This is a genomic window from Alkalicoccobacillus murimartini, assembly GCF_030813245.1.
GTDB lineage: Bacteria > Bacillota > Bacilli > Bacillales > Bacillaceae_D > Alkalicoccobacillus > Alkalicoccobacillus murimartini.
Window position 1 is genome coordinate 64,016 of sequence record NZ_JAUSUA010000009.1, and the last position, 19,147, is coordinate 83,162.

Annotated in this window: 18 protein-coding genes and 1 tRNA gene; all 19 read left to right on the forward strand. The window is 41.8% G+C overall.

Features of this window, described 5'->3' with window-relative positions; genetic code table 11:
• Positions 1-26 precede the first annotated feature (26 nt).
• Positions 27-518 (forward strand): S1 domain-containing RNA-binding protein, encoded by a 492-nt coding sequence (locus J2S05_RS19770; RefSeq protein ID WP_306985919.1) that lies wholly within the window; start codon positions 27-29, stop codon positions 516-518.
• 138 nt (positions 519-656) lie between these two features.
• A tRNA-Met gene (locus J2S05_RS19775) sits at positions 657-730 on the forward strand.
• A gap of 327 nt (positions 731-1,057) precedes the next feature.
• Complete coding sequence (spoIIE, locus tag J2S05_RS19780) at positions 1,058-3,553, forward strand: stage II sporulation protein E (RefSeq protein WP_306985921.1); 2,496 nt, start codon at positions 1,058-1,060, stop codon at positions 3,551-3,553.
• A 78-nt stretch (positions 3,554-3,631) separates the two neighbouring features.
• Positions 3,632-4,366, forward strand: a complete 735-nt coding sequence (locus J2S05_RS19785; protein WP_306985924.1) for a VWA domain-containing protein — start codon at positions 3,632-3,634, stop codon at positions 4,364-4,366.
• Positions 4,332-5,288 (forward strand): protein kinase domain-containing protein, encoded by a 957-nt coding sequence (locus J2S05_RS19790; RefSeq protein WP_306985926.1) that lies wholly within the window; start codon positions 4,332-4,334, stop codon positions 5,286-5,288. Before J2S05_RS19785 ends, J2S05_RS19790 begins: the two co-directional genes overlap by 35 nt.
• Before the next feature lie 129 nt (positions 5,289-5,417).
• On the forward strand, positions 5,418-6,824 hold the full coding sequence (tilS, locus tag J2S05_RS19795; RefSeq protein ID WP_306985928.1) for a tRNA lysidine(34) synthetase TilS: 1,407 nt from the start codon (positions 5,418-5,420) through the stop codon (positions 6,822-6,824).
• A 31-nt stretch (positions 6,825-6,855) separates the two neighbouring features.
• A complete protein-coding gene (hpt, locus tag J2S05_RS19800) occupies positions 6,856-7,395 on the forward strand; it encodes a hypoxanthine phosphoribosyltransferase (RefSeq protein WP_306985929.1) in 540 nt (179 codons plus the stop codon).
• A 69-nt stretch (positions 7,396-7,464) separates the two neighbouring features.
• Complete coding sequence (ftsH, locus tag J2S05_RS19805) at positions 7,465-9,453, forward strand: ATP-dependent zinc metalloprotease FtsH (RefSeq protein WP_306985931.1); 1,989 nt, start codon at positions 7,465-7,467, stop codon at positions 9,451-9,453.
• A gap of 122 nt (positions 9,454-9,575) precedes the next feature.
• Positions 9,576-10,346, forward strand: coding sequence for a type III pantothenate kinase (locus J2S05_RS19810; RefSeq protein ID WP_306985958.1), 771 nt, complete (start codon positions 9,576-9,578; stop codon positions 10,344-10,346).
• Between the two features lie 15 nt (positions 10,347-10,361).
• On the forward strand, positions 10,362-11,240 hold the full coding sequence (hslO, locus tag J2S05_RS19815; RefSeq protein ID WP_306985933.1) for an Hsp33 family molecular chaperone HslO: 879 nt from the start codon (positions 10,362-10,364) through the stop codon (positions 11,238-11,240).
• Between the two features lie 112 nt (positions 11,241-11,352).
• Entirely contained in the window at positions 11,353-12,279 is a 927-nt protein-coding gene (gene cysK, locus J2S05_RS19820) for a cysteine synthase A (RefSeq protein WP_306985935.1), read from the forward strand.
• Between the two features lie 109 nt (positions 12,280-12,388).
• Positions 12,389-13,852: an aminodeoxychorismate synthase, component I gene (gene pabB / locus J2S05_RS19825; protein ID WP_306985937.1), complete on the forward strand. Its 1,464-nt coding sequence runs from the start codon at positions 12,389-12,391 to the stop codon at positions 13,850-13,852.
• 13 nt (positions 13,853-13,865) lie between these two features.
• A complete protein-coding gene (gene pabA / locus J2S05_RS19830) occupies positions 13,866-14,459 on the forward strand; it encodes an aminodeoxychorismate/anthranilate synthase component II (RefSeq protein WP_306985939.1) in 594 nt (197 codons plus the stop codon).
• A complete protein-coding gene (gene pabC / locus J2S05_RS19835) occupies positions 14,444-15,289 on the forward strand; it encodes an aminodeoxychorismate lyase (protein ID WP_306985941.1) in 846 nt (281 codons plus the stop codon). The genes pabA and pabC overlap by 16 nt, the downstream gene beginning before the upstream one ends.
• 13 nt (positions 15,290-15,302) lie before the next feature.
• Positions 15,303-16,118: a dihydropteroate synthase gene (gene folP / locus J2S05_RS19840; RefSeq protein WP_306985943.1), complete on the forward strand. Its 816-nt coding sequence runs from the start codon at positions 15,303-15,305 to the stop codon at positions 16,116-16,118.
• Between the two features lie 5 nt (positions 16,119-16,123).
• Positions 16,124-16,495 (forward strand): dihydroneopterin aldolase, encoded by a 372-nt coding sequence (gene folB / locus J2S05_RS19845; RefSeq protein ID WP_306985945.1) that lies wholly within the window; start codon positions 16,124-16,126, stop codon positions 16,493-16,495.
• Positions 16,488-16,976, forward strand: coding sequence for a 2-amino-4-hydroxy-6-hydroxymethyldihydropteridine diphosphokinase (folK, locus tag J2S05_RS19850; RefSeq protein ID WP_306985947.1), 489 nt, complete (start codon positions 16,488-16,490; stop codon positions 16,974-16,976). Before folB ends, folK begins: the two co-directional genes overlap by 8 nt.
• On the forward strand, positions 16,964-17,164 hold the full coding sequence (locus J2S05_RS19855; protein WP_306985948.1) for a helix-turn-helix domain-containing protein: 201 nt from the start codon (positions 16,964-16,966) through the stop codon (positions 17,162-17,164). Before folK ends, J2S05_RS19855 begins: the two co-directional genes overlap by 13 nt.
• A 93-nt stretch (positions 17,165-17,257) precedes the next feature.
• On the forward strand, positions 17,258-18,754 hold the full coding sequence (gene lysS, locus J2S05_RS19860; RefSeq protein WP_306985950.1) for a lysine--tRNA ligase: 1,497 nt from the start codon (positions 17,258-17,260) through the stop codon (positions 18,752-18,754).
• Positions 18,755-19,147 lie beyond the last annotated feature (393 nt).

Genomic DNA, 19,147 nt, shown 5'->3' on the forward strand with positions numbered 1-19,147 from the left:
GATATCTAAGGAGGATCTATCTTTTCATGTCAATTGAAGCAGGCAGCAAGGTGCAGGGCAAAGTGACAGGTATTACACATTTCGGTGCATTTGTAGAATTACCGGGCGGAACAACAGGACTTGTTCATATCAGTGAGGTTGCTGATAACTATGTAAAAGACATTAATGAGTTTTTGAAGGTTGGCGAGGAAGTCCTAGTCAAAGTCGTAAATGTAGAGAAAGACGGGAAAATTGGGTTATCCATTAGGAAGGCTCAAGACCGCCCAGCAAGTGCGCCAGCTCAGACATCATCACGTCCTAGTGCTGCCTCACGTCCTTCGCGGCCATATAATAATAGTCGGCCTCAAGGTGGAAATCGATCTCAAGGTGGAAATCGTAGTCCCAGAGGTAACGTTAGGCAAACTGTCACTTTTGAAGACAGAGTTAGTCGCTTCTTAAAGGATAGTGAAGAACGACTGACAACGATCAAAAGGCAGACAGAATCCAAACGTGGTGGTCGTGGTGCAAAACGAGGGTAGATTGCTGCATTGATACGCTCCTTAATTAATAGATGGAAGACAGACTTATAGTCTGTCTTTTTTTCTTGAAAAAAGATTGACTTGTGATTCGCAAAAGGGTATATTTAGTCTTGTCGCCAACGGAGCGATGCATAATTTGGCGGTGTAGCTCAGCTGGCTAGAGCGTACGGTTCATACCCGTGAGGTCGTGGGTTCGACCCCCTCCGCCGCTATAGATTACTAGATTTTTCAAAGAAGCTCGGTAGGATATATCCTACCGAGCTTCTTTGTCGTTTCATGATTAAAGGCTATGTATCAGTCTTTTTCACGTCAAAAAAAAGATAAACCTAAAACCGTATGCCAAATTATCGCAGACGTACTTAAAATAAATGATAATATGCGCGCGGGTATACATAGTTTGCTACTATCTGTGTGTCATTCCACTAGATCTGGCCGAATTGAGTCGAACGATTTTTATTTTTCCTTCTGTTATTCTGACAAATTCTTGCTTTGAACCCTGTTTATAATGAGACCACGAATCTAATAGGGTGGTGGGTCTTATGTTAAGAAAGGCTGTTAAGTTATGGAGTGAACCTGTTTGGGTAGCCAGAGTAGGTCAAGTCTATCAGAAAACCACAGATTCACTAAAACACCAAGTAGCTGTTGGTATGAATACGGCTCTATATCAATGGGGGCTTCTCGTTGCGGTCATTGGTTTTTTGTTAGGACGAGCTGTTATTTTAACAGAGTTAACACCCTTTGTTCTCCCTTTTCTAGCTGCTATCTATTTATTAAAGCGTGACAAAGCTGCCATTGCTTCTTTTTCTCTCGTTGCAGGTGCGATATTTAGTTACCATGGACAGGTTGGCTTTGTGATTGTTGGAATTATTGCGTATATCCTTATTCAAAAAGCTGTGACCAGATTCGTACCTAATCAAACACAAGCTCTCCCTTATCTCGTATTTGCTGCAAGTTTACTTTCAAGACTTGGAATTGTGTTTATAGGATCAGGAACCATATCTGGTTATGCACTTATGATGGCGGCGGTTGAATCCGGCCTCAGCTTTATCCTTACGATGATTTTTATTCAAAGTGTTCCACTCTTAACGGTGAAACGAGTTCAACGGCCATTAAAAAACGAAGAGATCATTTGTTTGATCATACTCCTTGCTTCTGTCATGACGGGTACAGTAGGTTGGGCGTGGAATGATGTAACCGTCGAGCATGTGCTTGCAAGGTATCTACTCTTGATATTTGGGTTAGTTGGAGGAGCGGCAATTGGGTCAACGGTTGGGGTTGTGACTGGATTGATTTTAAGTCTCGCAAGTCTCGCAAGCTTATACCAAATGAGTTTATTAGCGTTTTCTGGTTTGTTAGGGGGACTTCTGAAGGAAGGGAAAAAGGTTGGAGTGGCAGTGGGTCTGCTTGTTGGGACCCTTTTGATTGGCATGTATGGTGAAGGGGGACCAGGTATTTCTGCAACCGTAATAGAGACGCTTGTGGCGATTTCTTTGTTTTTCCTGACACCTAATCGGGTGATTCATAACATTGCGCGTTACATACCCGGTACAGTTGAGTACGCGACAGAGCAGCAACAGTACCTAAGAAAAATACGTGATGTGACTGCAGGACGAGTCGAACAATTTTCCACCCTATTTCAAACGTTATCTAAAAGCTTTCAAATGCCTGCTCCAAAGGAAGATATGGAGCGCGATGAAAAGGAAGTTGATTATTTTTTAAGCAATGTTACGGAAAAAACGTGCCAGACCTGCTTCAAGAAAGAACGGTGCTGGGTGCAGAACTTTAGTAAAACGTATGATTCGATGAATAAAATTATGACGGAAACAGCCAAAAATGGTGAGATAAAAGATCAATTGCTTCAACTCGAATGGAATAAGCATTGTATCCGGCCAGAAAAGGTGGTTCAAGCGATCGTCATTGAGCATAGTCACTATCAAGTGAATCAGATGCTAAGAAAACAAGTATCGGAGAGCCGCAAATTAGTCGCGGATCAATTACTCGGAGTCTCTCAAGTAATGGGCGATTTTGCAAAAGAAATTCAAAAGGAAAAGGAGGCTCATTTTCAACAAGAGGAAGAACTAATGGAGATGCTTAGAGGCGCAGGGATGGAGGTTGGTCATTTAGATATTTATAGCTTGAAGCCAGGTCAGGCTGAGATTGAGTTAAGTGTGCCTTATGATAATGGGCAAGGCATAGGAGAAAAAATCATTGCACCGATGTTGTCTTCTCTTCTAAATGAAAATGTGGTCATGCAAAAGGAAGAGCTTCATTTCTATTCAAACGGACATAGTCATATGACCTTTGGATCAGCGAAACAGTTTGTGATCGAAACAGGAGTAGCCAACGTGGCCAAGGGGGGCGCATGGATATCGGGGGATAGTTATTCTACTCTTGAGCTGGGATCAGGCCAATATGCCATTGCAATCAGTGACGGAATGGGTAATGGAGAACGAGCCCACTTAGAGAGTACGGAAACGTTACAGCTTCTCCAGAAGGTCTTAGAATCTGGAATTGAGGAAATGGTGGCAATTAAATCGGTCAATTCCGTCTTATCTTTAAGGACAACAGACGAGATCTTTTCGACCCTTGACTTGGCCATGATTGACTTACAGACAGCTAAGGCAAAGTTTTTGAAGATCGGGTCCATTCCAACTTTTATTAAACGAGGAGATAAAGTCATTAAGATTGATGCGAGTAATCTTCCTATGGGTATGTTCCAAGATTTTGATGTAGACGTAGTGAGTGAACAGTTAATGGCTGGTGATATTTTAGTCATGGTAAGCGACGGTATTTTTGATTCGCCTTCTCATGTGGAGAACAAAGATCTGTGGATGAAGCGATTGATTGCGGAGATGGAAGTAGCTGAACCACAGGAGATGGCAGATATCATTCTTGAGAGGGTCATCCGATCAGATCGTGGGATCTTAATAGAAGATGATATGACGGTGATTGTCGCTCAAATCAAGCGAAACACACCAAAGTGGGCTTCCATTCCTATCTATCGAACGCCAATGCCATTAAAAAAACGTGCGTAAAGCAAGAATGAATGAAGTATAGATTCTCTCTAAGAGGTGAAGGCTGTTACCATTCATGAAACTTGGAGGGATCAGAGAATGAAAGGTACACTTAAACAAATACTCTTAATTACGGATGGTCATTCTAATCAGGGAGAGGATCCTATTGCAATGGCTGCAATCGGAAAAGAACAAGGCATTACCCTAAATGTGATTGGCATAGTTGATGGCGATTCACTTAATGAACAAGGCATTCAAGAGGTCGAGGCCATTGCGCTGGCAGGGGGCGGCGTTAGCCAGATTGTTTACGCTAAGCAATTGGCTAAGACGGTACAAATGGTAACTAGAAAAGCGATGACTCAAACCTTACATGGTGTAGTGAATAAAGAATTACAAGATATATTGGGCAAAGGTCAGGAACTCGAGGACTTATCACCAGAGAAGAGAGGTCAGGTGATGGAGGTTGTAGATGATTTGGGTGAAACCATCTCATTAGAGGTTCTTATTTTGGTGGATACGAGCGCTAGCATGAAGGATAAGCTTCCAATGGTACAAGAAGCCTTAACCGACTTATCAATCAGCCTAACGTCTAGAGTAGGTGAAAATCGATTTGCTTTGTATTCATTTCCTGGGAAAAGACGTGAGGTTGATCGCTTATTAGAGTGGACACCGAAATTGAGTAGTCTAACAAGTGTCTTTCAAAAATTATCACCGGGTGGGACAACTCCAACGGGACCAGCGATTCAAGCAGCTGTTCGTATCTTTGATCAAAAAGGTTCGAGAAGGAGCTTGCTGAATAATGAGGAACAGCTATTCGACGAAATCGCAGATTAAGATCCCTATTGGAAGTAGGATAAAAGGAAAGTGGCATACGAAATCGTACACAGTAATACGTATGCTTGGAGAAGGAGCGACGGGTTCGGTTTACCTCTGTCAATCAAATGGTGGTTTAGTAGCAATTAAAGTGGGAATAGATAGTATGGCGATTACAACCGAGGTGAACGTCTTACGGAAGTTCTCTGAAAAACAAGGTGTAGCACTGGGACCGAAACTTCTTGATGTAGATGATTTTGTTATGGTGCAACAAGTGTTTCCCTTTTATGCGATGGAATATATAAAAGGAGAAGCTTTGATTCCTTTTATGAGGGGAAAGGGTCCAGAGTGGCTTGGACTGATTAGTTTGCAGTTGCTTGGTGATCTAGAAAAGCTTCACAAAGAAGGCTGGGTCTTTGGCGATCTGAAACCAGATAATTTACTTGTAACTGGCCCCCCTTCAAGAGTTCGTTGGCTAGATGTAGGTGGAACAACGATACTTGGAAGGTCGATTAAAGAATACACGGAGTTTTATGATAGAGGATATTGGACAATGGGGTCACGAAAAGCAGAGCCCTCTTATGATTTGTTTTCAGTAGCAATGATTATGATAAACTGTGCGTACCCTAATCGATTTGACAAAAAATCAGGTCAGCCGATACAGCAATTAAAAATGTGTATCAAAGGGCATCCACTATTAAAAACATACGAAACTGTTCTTATAAAGGCTCTTCAAGGGAACTATCCAAGTGCATCCACCATGAAAAAGGACTTAACCCTCACCATGCAACGGAACGCTCAAACAGATTTCCAACCACGAGCGCGTAAAAAAACATCTAAACAAAAACAAAAGCGCCAAGTAGGCTATAAGGTAGAAATCATTCTAAGTGGATCTTTAGTCGTTATCGGTTGCCTATTATATTTGTTTGTCTCGACGATGTAATGGTCCGGATTTTTGAGGGCCTTTTTTCTTTTGCAAAATGGACATGTTTCACGTAAAACGCGCTATAATAAATAAGAAACTAATTATGAGATTAGTCCAAATGGAAAGAATAAAAGGAGTCGTTTTGAAGTGGAGGTAGCTGTCCGTGCATTTATTAAGCATACAAATATGCTTTCTAAGGGCCAACATGTCGTAATTGCGGTTTCGGGAGGACCTGATTCGATGGCGTTGCTGCATTTCCTGTGGCAGGAAAGACGGCATTATGGCATTCATATCACTGCGGCTCACATCAATCATCAACTAAGAGGCGATGAGTCAAACAGAGATGAAGAGCTTGTAAGGGATTTTTGCTTAAAAGAGGGGATACCATGTGAGTTCGCGGCAGTGGATGTTAAAGGATATGCGAAACGAAACCAGATGGGGTCTTCTGTTGCAGCTAGAGAGCTTAGATACCAAGCGCTATTGGATATCTTAAAGAGAGTAAATGGGAATTGTCTGGCGGTCGCTCACCATGGAGATGACCAAATTGAGACAGTATTTATGAAGCTCGTACGTAGCGCAAATGCACTGCAAATACCTGGAATCGAAGCCTCACGTATGATTGGCGATGTTCCATTGATTCGACCATTGTTAGGTGTGACGAAGGCTGACATTCTACAATATTGTGTAAACTATGGTATACAATATGCTTTAGATTCAAGCAATACATCTACCGTATATACTCGTAACCGATTTCGCGAGACGGTTCTGCCGTTTGTCACTCATGAAAATCCAATGTTATTTAAGCATATCCAGCGATACCACGAGTGGCAGTCAGAGGATCAGGCTTTTCTTTTTAGTCTAGCAGAAGAACAGTTGAGTCAAATATTGATAAAAAAAAGTGAACAAATCGTTACAATTTCAAGAGATCAATTTCTCTCAGTGGCGCTCCCTTTACAAAGAAGAGTGATTCATCTAATATTAAATTATCTTTACAACGAGTCTGCCCGTATTACGTCTGTACATATTGAGCAAACGATAACAATGCTACGTGCTGAGAATCCATCAGCATCTTTAGAATTAGCAAATGGAGCAAAGCTTCTTCGAGAGTATGATCACTGTCATTTTTTGCTGGTTCCGTCTAATGTTAAGGAACAGCCCCCTTTGATGCTTGATATACCAGGTAAAGTGGTTCTTCACTTGGGAGAAGTTTCAGCAAATTGGGTAGAGCAGGAAACAAAGCAAAATCATGACCCACATATTCAATTAGATGGGGATGAATTGAAGCTACCTTTAACCGTTCGGGCTAGTTGCTCGGGTGATCGGATAGCGGCTTTGGGTATGGCAGGGACTAAAAAGCTAAATAGGCTGTTTATCGATCGAAAAGTACCAAGGTCATTACGTTCCGAGTGGCCGGTTGTTGTTGATTCACATGAACAAATAATTTGGGTTCCGCTTTTACAAAGGTCTCGTTTAGCAAAAGTAACAAGCTCTACAAAAAATATTGTAGAGTTAACGTTTTATGGAGATACTAAACGCTTGCTTGAATTCCAGTAACCGTATTAAATAGGAGGGTCTTTAACCTTTGATGAGAGATGAATTGAAAGAGATATTGATTTCAGAAGAAGAAATTCAGAATAAAGCTCGTGAATTAGGTGGCGAAATTTCGGAACACTATAAAGAAGCGTTCCCGTTATTTGTTGGTGTATTAAAAGGAGCGTTGCCTTTTATGGCAGAACTCATTAAGCATGTGGATGTACATCTAGAGATTGACTTTATGGATGTATCAAGCTACGGGAATTCAATGGTGTCCTCTGGTGAAGTGAAGATTATTAAAGACTTGAATACGTCAGTTGAAGGACGTGATGTCTTAATTGTAGAAGATATCATTGATAGTGGTCTTACACTTAAATACTTAATTGAGCTATTCCATTATAGAAAAGCAAAATCCGTCAAGGTTGTCACACTTTTAGATAAGCCAGATGGTCGCAAGGTAGACCTAGTCCCTGACATAAGTGGTTTTACTGTGCCAGATGCGTTTGTTGTAGGGTTTGGACTTGATTACGCTGAGCGTTACCGAAACCTTCCGTACATTGGCGTATTAAAACCTGAGATTTATGAGGGGTAATATTTGTGGACTTAAAGTCCAGTATGATACTATTATTGCAGCTTTATTGGACGTGGGAGGAGGTCTAGAATGAAACACCGGGTATTAAGAAATACAGTCTTTTATCTGCTTATCTTTTTGGTGATAATTGGTATTGTTAGTGTTATAAATAATGACCAAAGTGAAGTAACAGAACTTAATTACAATGAATTCACTGAGGGCTTAGAGCAAGGTACGATTGAATCATTCAGTGTAAAACCTGAACGGGATGTTTATCTAGTCCGTGGTCAACTTGTTGATGCTCCAAAGGACGAGTTTTTTGAAACATATGTCCTACGTAGTGAGCAGACTTCTGAGCTTTTAGCTCAAGCACAAAGTCAATTAGAGGTTCAGCCTGCTGATGAAGCAAATAGCTGGGTTGCTATTTTCACATCACTTATTCCGTTTGTGATTATCATTATCTTGTTTATCTTCCTTATGAGCCAGGCTCAAGGCGGCGGAAACCGTATGATGAGCTTCGGTAAAAGTAAGGCGAAATTGGTTAGTGACGACAAGAAAAAGGCTAAGTTTAAAGACGTGGCCGGTGCAGATGAAGAAAAAGCCGAGCTAGTTGAAGTAGTGGAATTCCTAAAAGATCCACGTAAATTCGCAGCTATCGGTGCCCGTATTCCTAAAGGTGTTCTTCTTGTAGGACCTCCAGGTACAGGTAAAACTCTTTTAGCACGTGCTGTTTCAGGTGAAGCAGGCGTACCATTCTTCTCTATCAGTGGTTCCGACTTTGTAGAGATGTTTGTTGGGGTCGGTGCTTCTCGAGTACGTGATCTATTTGAGAACGCAAAGAAAAATGCACCGTGTATTATCTTCATTGATGAGATTGATGCTGTAGGACGTCAGCGTGGAGCTGGTGTTGGTGGTGGTCACGATGAGCGTGAGCAGACACTAAACCAATTGCTTGTTGAGATGGACGGCTTTAGCTCAAATGAAGGAATTATTATTATTGCTGCAACGAACCGTTCTGATGTTCTTGATCCGGCTTTACTTCGTCCGGGACGTTTTGACCGTCAGATTCAAGTAAATCGTCCGGATGTTAAGGGTCGTGAGCATGTACTTCAAGTACACGCACAGAATAAACCTTTGGCTGATGACGTGAAGCTGGATGTGATTGCAACAAGAACACCTGGTTTCTCTGGAGCAGATTTAGAAAACCTTCTAAATGAAGCAGCACTAGTTGCAGCCAGAGATGATAATACTAAGATTGGAATGTCTCATGTTGAAGAAGCGATTGACCGTGTTATTGCAGGTCCTGCTAAGAAAAGCCGTGTTATTTCTCCTAAAGAGAAAAACATTGTTGCTTGGCATGAAGCAGGTCATACGGTTGTTGGTGTAAAACTTGAGGGTGCTGACATTGTTCATAAGGTAACCATTGTCCCTCGTGGTATGGCAGGCGGTTACGCTATGATGCTTCCGAAAGAAGATCGTTACTTTATGACGAAACCTGAGCTTATTGATAAGATTGTTGGATTACTTGGAGGCCGTGTGGCTGAAGAGATTCAATTCGGAGAAGTAAGTACAGGCGCTCATAACGATTTCCAACGTGCTACAGGTATTGCTCGTAAGATGGTGACTGAATACGGAATGAGTGAAAAACTTGGTCCGATGCAATTTGGTCAAAGTTCTGGAGGTCAGGTCTTCTTAGGTCGTGACATTCAGAATGAACAGAATTACAGTGATGCAATTGCACACGAAATCGATTTGGAAGTTCAAAAAATCATTAAGGATGCTTATGAAATTTGTAAGAAAATCCTTACCGAGAATAAAGAATCTCTAGATCGTGTTGCAGAATCATTAATTGAACTAGAAACATTGGATGCTGAACAAATTCTTTCATTGGTTAATGAAGGGAAGCTTCCTGAGAATCACCATGGCAACAAGCCTAAGGATTCAGATGTGAAAGTGAATATTAATGGCAAGCAAGAGGATCCACCTCAAGGTACACCATATGAGGAAACCACTAATCTCGAGCAAGGTGAGAACGAACCACCAGCTGAGGGTGGAGACCAAGATATAGACAGACGTTAATTCTTCAAAGGAGAGAAGGTGCCCATCCGGGTATCTTCTTTTTCTTGGTAGGCAAAAATTTTGCCAAACGACCTTTTTGCAATCATAATGAATACGACCTTAGGCTGGGATGGTGAATGAGTTTGATTCTTGTCATGGATGTTGGGAATTCAACCATAGTAATTGGTGTCTATCAGGATGATGAATGTATTCGCTCTTGGCGGATTGCCACAGATAGGCAAAAAACGAGTGATGAATATGCAGTGCTTATACAGTCTATGTTTGCAGGTGAAAAGATAGCATTTTCCAATATTAAGGGCATTATTATTTCGTCAGTTGTGCCACCAATCATGCATACATTAGAGCAGATGTGCAGAATGTATCTTGGTCAAAAGGCGCTTGTCATTGGACCGGGAGTAAAAACAGGATTGAATATTCTTTATGAAAATCCTCGTGAGGTTGGGTCTGATCGCATTGCCAATGCTGTAGGAGCACTAACTCATTATGGTTCACCTGTCATTATTGTTGATTTTGGAACAGCTACTACGTATTGTTACATTAATGAAAAGGAACAATATGTAGGAGGGGCTATAGCTCCAGGAATGGCTGTTGCAACAGAGGCACTTTATCTTAAAGCCTCCAAGCTACCAAAGATTGAGCTAGCGAAACCGAAGCAGGTACTTGGCAAAAATACGATTCATGCTATGCAAGCAGGAACATTTTATGGGTACATTGGGCAAGTAGAAGGAATTATTTCGCGGATACAGAAAGAAGCAAAACCTTCAAAAAAACCGATTGTGGTTGCGACTGGAGGACTGGCTTCGCTTCTTGCGCCCGAGACCCAGGTAATAGATGTAGTTGATCCCTTTTTAACGTTAAAAGGTCTTAAAGCAATTTATGAAAAAAACACCTAGAGTGGAGTGGGATAAATGAAAGATTATATCGTAAAATCAACAGCTTTTGATGGAAAAGTACGCGCGTATGCTTTAGTTGCAACTGACATGGTGAACGAGGCTGTAAGAAGGCAAGGTACTTGGCCAACTGCATCTGCTGCGCTTGGTCGCACAATGATGGCCAGTTCAATGATGGGTATGATGCTTAAAGGTGAGGAGAAGCTCACCGTAAAAGTAGAAGGCGGAGGTCCAATTGGTTCAATTGTTGCGGACAGTAATGCAAAAGGAGAAACAAGAGGATACGTTACAAATCCACAAGTACACTTTGAATTAAATGATAACGGGAAATTAGATGTGGCTCGAGCTGTTGGAACAGATGGTCCGTTATCTGTTGTTAAAGATCTTGGAATGAGAGAACCATTTACAGGCAGTATCCCTATTGTTTCTGGAGAGATTGGCGATGATTTCACGTATTACTTTGCCAACTCTGAACAAACACCTTCTTCTGTTGGTGTGGGGGTTCTTGTTAATCCTGATAATACAATTAAAGCGGCCGGTGGTTTTATCTTACAACTTATGCCGGGGGCAGATGATGAGGTTATATCAGAAATTGAGAAGCGTCTCTCCAGCATTCCGCCAATTTCTAAGCTTGTTGACCTAGGTATGCCTCCTGAAGAAATCCTTTACTCTGTATTAGGGGAAGAGGCAGTAACGATTCTTGAAACGTCACCGATAGAGTTCAAATGTAAATGCTCTAAGGAGCGGATTGCTAAAGCGATCATTAGTTTAGGTCAACCTGAAATCGAAGCTATGATCGAAGAAGACGGCGGAGCAGAGACGGTTTGTCACTTCTGTAATGAGGCGTATCAATTTTCAGTTGAAGATTTAGCTGAATTAAAAGAGCAAGCAGTTTAATAAATGTAAAATACTTCTTTTTCATTAGTAGATTCATTGACTTATGGTGAAAGTTCTGATAATATCGGGATTATAAAACCAATAAAATTACTAGGAATTAAGGAGGCGCATTATGACTGCTGTAAATTCTGTACTCGATTTAATTGGAAATACGCCATTAGTGAAATTAAACAGGTTAACGAGTGATAAGCACGCTGACATTTACCTAAAGCTGGAGTACTACAATCCAGGAAGTAGTGTTAAAGACCGGATTGGTCTAGCGATGCTTGAAGCAGCTGAAGAAGCCGGTAAAATTGCCCCTGGTGACTCATTTGTTGAACCGACAAGTGGGAATACGGGAATTGGTTTAGCGATGGTCGCTGCAGCTAAAGGTTTTAAGGCAATTCTTGTTATGCCTGAAACAATGAGCTTAGAGCGACGTAACCTTCTACGTGCTTACGGTGCAGAAGTAGTCCTAACTCCTGGTCCTGAGGGTATGGGTGGAGCTATTCGCAAAGCAACGGAGCTTGCTAATGAGCATGGATACTTTATGCCTCAACAATTCGAGAATGAAGCGAACCCTGCTATTCACCGCAACACAACAGGGAAAGAGTTGCTAGAGCAGGTAGATGGTCAACTGGATGCATTTGTATCAGGTATTGGAACAGGTGGTACGATTACAGGTGCAGGTGGTTTCTTAAAAGAGCACTTCCCTGACTTGAAAATTGTAGCGGTAGAGCCAAAGGATTCTCCTGTCCTTTCTGGAGGGAAACCTGGCCCGCATAAGATTCAAGGAATTGGTCCTGGATTTGTGCCGAAGATTTTGAATCAAGAGATCTATGATGAAGTCATTCAAGTTTCGACAGAGCAATCGTTCGAATATGCTCGTAAGGCAGCGAGAGAAGAAGGAATTCTTGGAGGAATCTCTTCTGGAGCCGCTATCTACGCTGCACTTGAAGTGGCTGAGAAGCTTGGACCAGGTAAAAAGGTCGTGGCTATTATCCCTTCAAACGGTGAGAGATATTTAAGTACAGCTCTATATCAATTCGAAGAAGAATAAGTATTAGTATAAGAAGACAGTCCTGTTTAGTAGGGACTGTCTTTTCTTATGGTTCGATGTCATGTAAAATAGAAGCCATATCTGACAGGTGAAAGAAGGAGAAGGCGTTATGTCTGGTCTAAATAAATTGGCATCTAGAATCACACGGACAAAATCGTTTTCTCTTCAAGAGAATGAATGGTTTAACCGATATAAGTCGCTCGCAGTGCATAGCCAGAGGCATGTTCTTTTGGAAAGTGGTCGAGGAGGCCGTTTTAGTATGATGGGTCTCGATCCGTTTGCGGTGATAGAAGGGCACAACCAAACACTAACTCTCACAATCGGTTCGGACACTCAAGTATGGAATGGACCTTTGCTCAAAAGTGTTGAACTTGCGATGGAGCCACTTATGATCGAAGAAGCAGGTGAAGCTACAGGTGCTATCCCATTTAAAGGCGGAGCGATCGGTTATTTCAGCTACGATGTGGTTCGGGAGATTGAACAGCTTCCATCTAAAGCTGAGGAGGATCTTCCTTTGCCCCACGTGTATTTGATGCTGTTTGAAGATGTCTTTGTTTATGATCATCAAACAGAGCTGATGCATGTGAGTGTGAACGGTTCAATGGACGAGGAAGAATCTCTTCTTGAGCGACTAGAGAAGTATCATGCTGAGTGGCTGAAGGATTCGGTTCAGACGGAATGGAAGAACAAACAGGCTGATTCAACGTCTAATGCAGGTAAGAAAAACCATGTTAGCATGACAGAAGAAGAATTTGTTCACGCGGTTAACAAGATTCAATCCTATATTGCAGAAGGCGATGTTTTTCAGGTTAACTTGTCTTTACGTGAGTCAAAGCCGTTAACGGTTGAACCTTTACATGTTTATGAGAAGTTGAGAGAGTTTAACCCTTCACCTTATATGAGTTATCTGCAGACACCTGATTTTCAGTTGGTCAGCGCATCTCCAGAATTGTTGGTCAAGAAGCAAGGGAATCGTTTAAGTACAAGACCGATTGCAGGTACCCGGTCTCGCGGAGCAACTGAGGAAGAAGATCAACAACTGGCAGACTCCCTCTTTGCGAATGAAAAAGAGCGGGCTGAGCACGTGATGCTTGTTGACTTGGAGCGAAATGACCTAGGCAGAGTGTCTAGTTATGGTTCTGTAGAGGTAGATGAACTGATGGTTATTGAACGATATTCGCACGTGATGCATCTCGTTTCTAATGTCATTGGCGAACTTGCTGAGGGAAACTCTGTTCATGATGTCATCCGCGCAGTTTTTCCTGGAGGGACCATAACGGGTGCACCTAAAGTTCGGACGATGGAGATTATTGAAGAGTTGGAACGCGTTCGACGAGGGATCTACACAGGCGCGATTGGCTGGATTGGGTATCATGGAGATATGGAGCTTAACATTACAATTCGTACAATGATCTGCTATGATGAGCTTGCACATGTGCAAGCGGGTGCGGGTATAGTGATTGATTCAAATCCATACCAAGAATATAAGGAATCATTTAAGAAGGCGCGTGCACTTTGGCGTGCGCTAGAGTTGAGTGAAGATGAGTGTAAGACGGAAACACAGACGAGCTGAGGAGGAAAAGAACATGATTCTGATGATTGATAACTATGATTCATTTACGTACAACCTTGTTCAGTACTTAGGTGAGATGGGGCAAGAGCTTGTAGTGAAAAGAAATGACCAAATAACGATTGAGGAAATAGAACAGTTGGCTCCCTCTATTCTAATGATTTCTCCAGGGCCTTGTAGTCCAAATGAGGCGGGCATTAGTATGGAAGCCATTCGCTATTTTTCTGGTAAGATTCCGATTTTTGGGGTTTGTCTTGGGCACCAATCTATTGCCCAAGTATTCGGAGGAGATGTCATTCGTGCTGAACGATTGATGCATGGAAAAACTTCAGAGATCAACCATAATGGTGAGACGATCTTTAGTGGACTGCCAACACCGATGACAGCGACTAGATACCATTCACTTATTGTGAAAAGAGAAACGTTGCCTGATTGTTTTGTTATCTCCGCGGAAACAGAAGAGGGTGAAATTATGGCGATACGTCATAAAGACTTGCCAATCGAAGGTGTGCAGTTCCACCCTGAGTCGATTATGACGGGGGACGGGAAGCGACTTTTGAAGAATTTCATTGATGCTCATTCAGGGAGTCAGAAATGTTCATCTATCTAAATGGTAGGTTTATCGACCAGTCAGAGGCCACAATATCAATTATGGACCATGGATATTTATATGGCCTTGGGTTATTTGAGACCTTTCGTATATATAACGGTCATCCTTTTTTATTGGATGACCATTTTCAACGTATGCAGCATGGACTAGATGAATTAGGTATCGATTACTCCATTTCTAGGGGGGAGGCAACAGAGATACTTAATCAGCTTCTAAGGTTAAATGAATACGAGGATGCTTATGTAAGGTGGAATGTGTCGGCAGGCTCAAAGGAACTTGGATTGTATACTGGGATCTATGAGCAACCGACTGTCTCTGTTTTAATGAAACCTCTTCCTAGTATCGTGACCGACAAAGAGATTGTCGTTTTGAACCGTGCAAGGAATACACCTGAGGGTGATAGACGTTTAAAGTCTCATCACTACTTAAACAATGTCCTCGCTAAAAGAGAGCTAGGTAACTCGCCGAACATGGAAGGTATCTTTCTTACTAAAGAAGGATGGGTGGCAGAAGGAATTGTCTCCAATGTTTTTTGGATAAAAGACGGAGTGGTGTATACGCCATCTATTGAGACGGGTATTCTAGATGGAGTCACACGAAAGTATGTAAGGTCGATCTTACAACAAAAACACATCCCATTAGTGGAGGGGTTATTTGCCGTCACTAGTTTGCTTGAAGCAGATGAAGTTTTTTTGACAAATTCAATACAAGAAGTTGTTCGGGTGGAAAGCTGTGCTGGGACAGCGTATGCTAAGGAAAGTACAATTATTAACATGCTCAAAGAATCGTTTGAGATGGAGACAACCAAGCGTTGGAGTATTGAGATATAGGAGTGTACCGTGTATGGCTGATGGACAAGCTGGTCATCCTCATGACCACCAAGCAACTCAAATAATGGGGATATTAAATATGACGCCTGATTCATTTTCAGATGGAGGGTGTTACAATCAAGTTGATTTGGCTGTCAGCCACGCTAAAGAGATGATTGCCGATGGTGCTGATATTATTGATATTGGCGGGGAATCAACAAGGCCTGGAGCAGACAAGGTTAGTAAAGAAGAAGAGTTGGAGCGTGTGATTCCTGTGATTGAAGCTTTAGTTCAGGAAGTGGATGTTCCGCTATCAATCGACACGTATAAGGCAGAGGTAGCTGAACGTGCGCTTCAAGCAGGCGCTTCTATTATAAATGATGTTTGGGGTGCTAAGGCGGATCCAAATATGGCGAAGATTGCGGCTCAAAACGGTGCAACGATCGTCCTCATGCATAATCGAGATAATAGAGAATATATCGACTTCATTGAGGAAGTTAAGTCCGATCTGAAAGAGAGTATATCACTTTGCAAAAAAGCGGGGGTTACAGATGAGCAAATCATTCTGGACCCAGGTGTTGGCTTTGTAAAATCGTACGAACAAAACCTAGAGGTCATTCGAAGACTTGATGAGCTGGTTGCGCTTGGATATCCAGTTTTACTAGGCGTATCTAGGAAGTCCTTTATCTCAAAGGCATTGGACTTACCTGTGGAAGATCGTTTGGAAGGCACTGGAGCAGCTAACTGTTTAGGAATGGCCAAAGGTGCAGGAATTATTAGAGTGCATGATGTGAAGGCGATGAGCCGTATGGCGAAAATGATGGATGCCTTGCTTGGAAAGGGGCAGTAAAACGGATGGATAAGATACGATTAACTAATATGAAGTTCTATGGGTATCATGGTGTATTTGCTGAAGAGAATCGACTTGGTCAGCGCTTTAATGTCGATATAACATTGGAGGTTGACCTGGCAGAAGCGGCTGCTACGGATGATCTAACAAAATCGATTGATTACGGTGATGTATTTTCGCGTGTTCAAAAAATTGTTGAAGGTGAACCTAAGAAATTGTTAGAAGCAGTAGCTGAGCAGATTACTACTGAATTGCTTACTGCCTATTCCATTCTACAACAATGTACGGTTGTATTGATTAAACCCGATCCTCCTATACCAGGGCACTATGATTCTGTTTCAGTAGAGATCACAAGATCTAAGGTGAAAAATGGCTAAGGTGTTTATTTCACTTGGTTCAAATATGGAGAACCGATATGCATTTATTCAAGAGGCGATTGAACGGCTGCGTGCTGTAAAAGAGATCGACGTGACTGATATCTCATCCGTTTATGAGACTGATCCGGTAGGTTATGTTGATCAACCTTCCTTTTTGAATCTTGTGGTTTGTATCCAGACAAAGCTTGAGCCTCTAGAACTTCTCTCGGAAACGCAGCATATTGAGAATCATTTGGGCAGAAAGCGTGACATTAAGTGGGGACCAAGAACAATAGATCTTGACATTCTCCTTTACGATCAAGAAAATATGAAGGTAGAGAGGTTAGAGATCCCTCACCCGAGAATGTGGCAGAGAGCCTTTGTCATTGTGCCTCTTATGGAGGTTGCGCCAGATCTATTTATACATTCATTGGACTTATCTATTAAGGATGTCCATAAGCAATTAAAGGATAAAGAGGGTGTAAGTGAGTGGAAACCTTAAACTGGGGCAGGCGTATTCGTGCATATCGCAAACTAAAAGGATACACACAGGAAAGCTTTGCAAAAGCAATTGGTGTATCTGTTTCGGTTCTTGGCGAGATTGAACGTGATACAAGGTGTCCAGATGAACAGTTGGTCAGTCACATCGCATCTTTCTTAAATATATCAATTGAGGAATTGCGTCCGTAAGTAAAAATTAATGTTGTTGAGATGATTGAGGTTGCGAAAAAGGGTACAGGCTAGTAGTAAATGCCTGCCATAAACATAGGAGATGAATGTGGAATGAGTGAAGAGTTAGAGTTACATGATCTATTGGCGGTTAGGCGTGACAAGTTAAAGCAGTTAGTGGATCAAGGTATAGATGCATTCGGTCAAAAATTTGAAAGAACACACTCGTCTACTTCAATGGTAGAAGAGTTTGATGCTTTTACAAAGGAAGAGCTTGGAGAGAAGGAAGCACCAGCTGTTCTTGCAGGACGAATTATGACCAAGCGTGGAAAAGGAAAAGCGGGCTTTGCTCATATTCAGGATTTAACAGGGCAAATTCAGATCTATGTACGTAAAGATGCGATCGGTGAAGAACAATATGCATTATTTAACTCATTAGACATAGGTGACATAATTGGTATATCTGGAACGGCATTTAAAACAAATGTAGGAGAGCTTTCGCTTAAAGTCTCTGATTTGAAGCTATTAAGCAAATCGCTTCGTCCGCTACCTGATAAGTTTCACGGATTAAAAGATGTTGAACAACGTTATCGTCAACGGTATGTTGATTTAATTGTAACGCCGGATGTTCGAAACACCTTTATTGTACGTAGCCGCATCTTGCAGTCTATGCGTCGTTATTTAGATGCGAGTGGGTACCTAGAGGTTGAAACACCTATGATGCACTCTATAGCGGGTGGAGCCTCTGCTAAACCTTTCATTACTCATCACAACACATTAGATATGACGTTATATATGCGCATCGCTATTGAGTTACATCTTAAGAGATTAATTGTTGGTGGTCTAGAAAAGGTTTATGAGATTGGTCGTGTCTTTAGAAACGAAGGAGTATCCACTCGTCACAATCCTGAGTTTACGATGATTGAGCTGTATGAGGCTTATGCAGATTATAAGGATATCATGGCGTTAACTGAAGGATTGATCTCTCATATTGCAGAGGAAGTTCTCGGTTCAAAAGTGGTTCAGTATGGAGAGTATGAGGTGGATCTAACTCCTGAGTGGAGAAGAGTTCATATGGTAGACGCTATAAAAGAACAAACAGGCGTGGATTTCTGGCAGCAAATGACGGATGAGGAAGCTCGTGCGCTTGCTAAAGAACATAAGGTGCCAGTAAAAGAAACGATGAGTTATGGACATGTTGTTAATGAATTCTTTGAGCACTTTGTAGAAGAGACGCTTATTCAGCCGACCTTTATTTATGGACATCCTTTAGCGATCTCTCCTCTTGCAAAGAAAAATCCAGAGGACGAGAGATTTACAGACCGTTTTGAATTATTTATCGTAGGTAGAGAGCATGCAAATGCATTTACTGAGTTAAATGATCCAATCGATCAGCGCGCGCGTTTTGAGCAACAGTTAGTAGAACGTGAACAAGGTGACGATGAAGCCCATATGATGGATGATGATTTCATTGAGGCGCTTGAGTACGGGATGCCTCCAACGGGTGGGTTAGGAATTGGAATTGATCGAGTGGTCATGCTGTTAACCAATTCTCCATCAATTCGTGATGTTTTATTATTCCCGCAGATGAGAAATAAAGAGCAGGGATAAGGATAAATCAATGGATGGCAAGTTCCCTCAGGGGGTGCAAACCCCCTGAGGGAACTTGTATATTTTAAACTTCTCAATATTTTTACGTTTATTTTCAAAAAGGTGTTGCATTCATTACGTCAGGATGGTATATTATTTCTTGTCGCCAAGAACGAAACGGCTTAAGAAAAATAATTATTGACAAGTTGAAAATGATTTGTTAGTATAGAAAAGTCGCAGTCAACAGTGATAAACAAGTTCTTTGAAAACTGAACAAAAGCCAAGCGTACGAAGAGATACACGGTATCTCATAGTAACAAAAAAAGTCGCAGTTCATTCTGTGCAATTGGAAAGTTGATGGAGACATCAACGCCAGCAGTTGAGCAATCAACTCACCACTTTTATGGAGAGTTT

Coding starts and splice junctions, on each gene's coding strand:
- J2S05_RS19770 (WP_306985919.1), top strand. CDS start 27: ATGTCAATTGAAGCAGGCAGCAAGGTGCAGGGCAAAGTGACAGGTATT.
- folK (WP_306985947.1), top strand. CDS start 16,488: ATGGCTAAGGTGTTTATTTCACTTGGTTCAAATATGGAGAACCGATAT.
- cysK (WP_306985935.1), top strand. CDS start 11,353: ATGACTGCTGTAAATTCTGTACTCGATTTAATTGGAAATACGCCATTA.
- J2S05_RS19790 (WP_306985926.1), top strand. CDS start 4,332: ATGAGGAACAGCTATTCGACGAAATCGCAGATTAAGATCCCTATTGGA.
- ftsH (WP_306985931.1), top strand. CDS start 7,465: ATGAAACACCGGGTATTAAGAAATACAGTCTTTTATCTGCTTATCTTT.
- pabC (WP_306985941.1), top strand. CDS start 14,444: ATGTTCATCTATCTAAATGGTAGGTTTATCGACCAGTCAGAGGCCACA.
- J2S05_RS19785 (WP_306985924.1), top strand. CDS start 3,632: ATGAAAGGTACACTTAAACAAATACTCTTAATTACGGATGGTCATTCT.
- folP (WP_306985943.1), top strand. CDS start 15,303: ATGGCTGATGGACAAGCTGGTCATCCTCATGACCACCAAGCAACTCAA.
- pabB (WP_306985937.1), top strand. CDS start 12,389: ATGTCTGGTCTAAATAAATTGGCATCTAGAATCACACGGACAAAATCG.
- hslO (WP_306985933.1), top strand. CDS start 10,362: ATGAAAGATTATATCGTAAAATCAACAGCTTTTGATGGAAAAGTACGC.
- lysS (WP_306985950.1), top strand. CDS start 17,258: ATGAGTGAAGAGTTAGAGTTACATGATCTATTGGCGGTTAGGCGTGAC.
- pabA (WP_306985939.1), top strand. CDS start 13,866: ATGATTCTGATGATTGATAACTATGATTCATTTACGTACAACCTTGTT.
- spoIIE (WP_306985921.1), top strand. CDS start 1,058: ATGTTAAGAAAGGCTGTTAAGTTATGGAGTGAACCTGTTTGGGTAGCC.
- folB (WP_306985945.1), top strand. CDS start 16,124: ATGGATAAGATACGATTAACTAATATGAAGTTCTATGGGTATCATGGT.
- hpt (WP_306985929.1), top strand. CDS start 6,856: ATGAGAGATGAATTGAAAGAGATATTGATTTCAGAAGAAGAAATTCAG.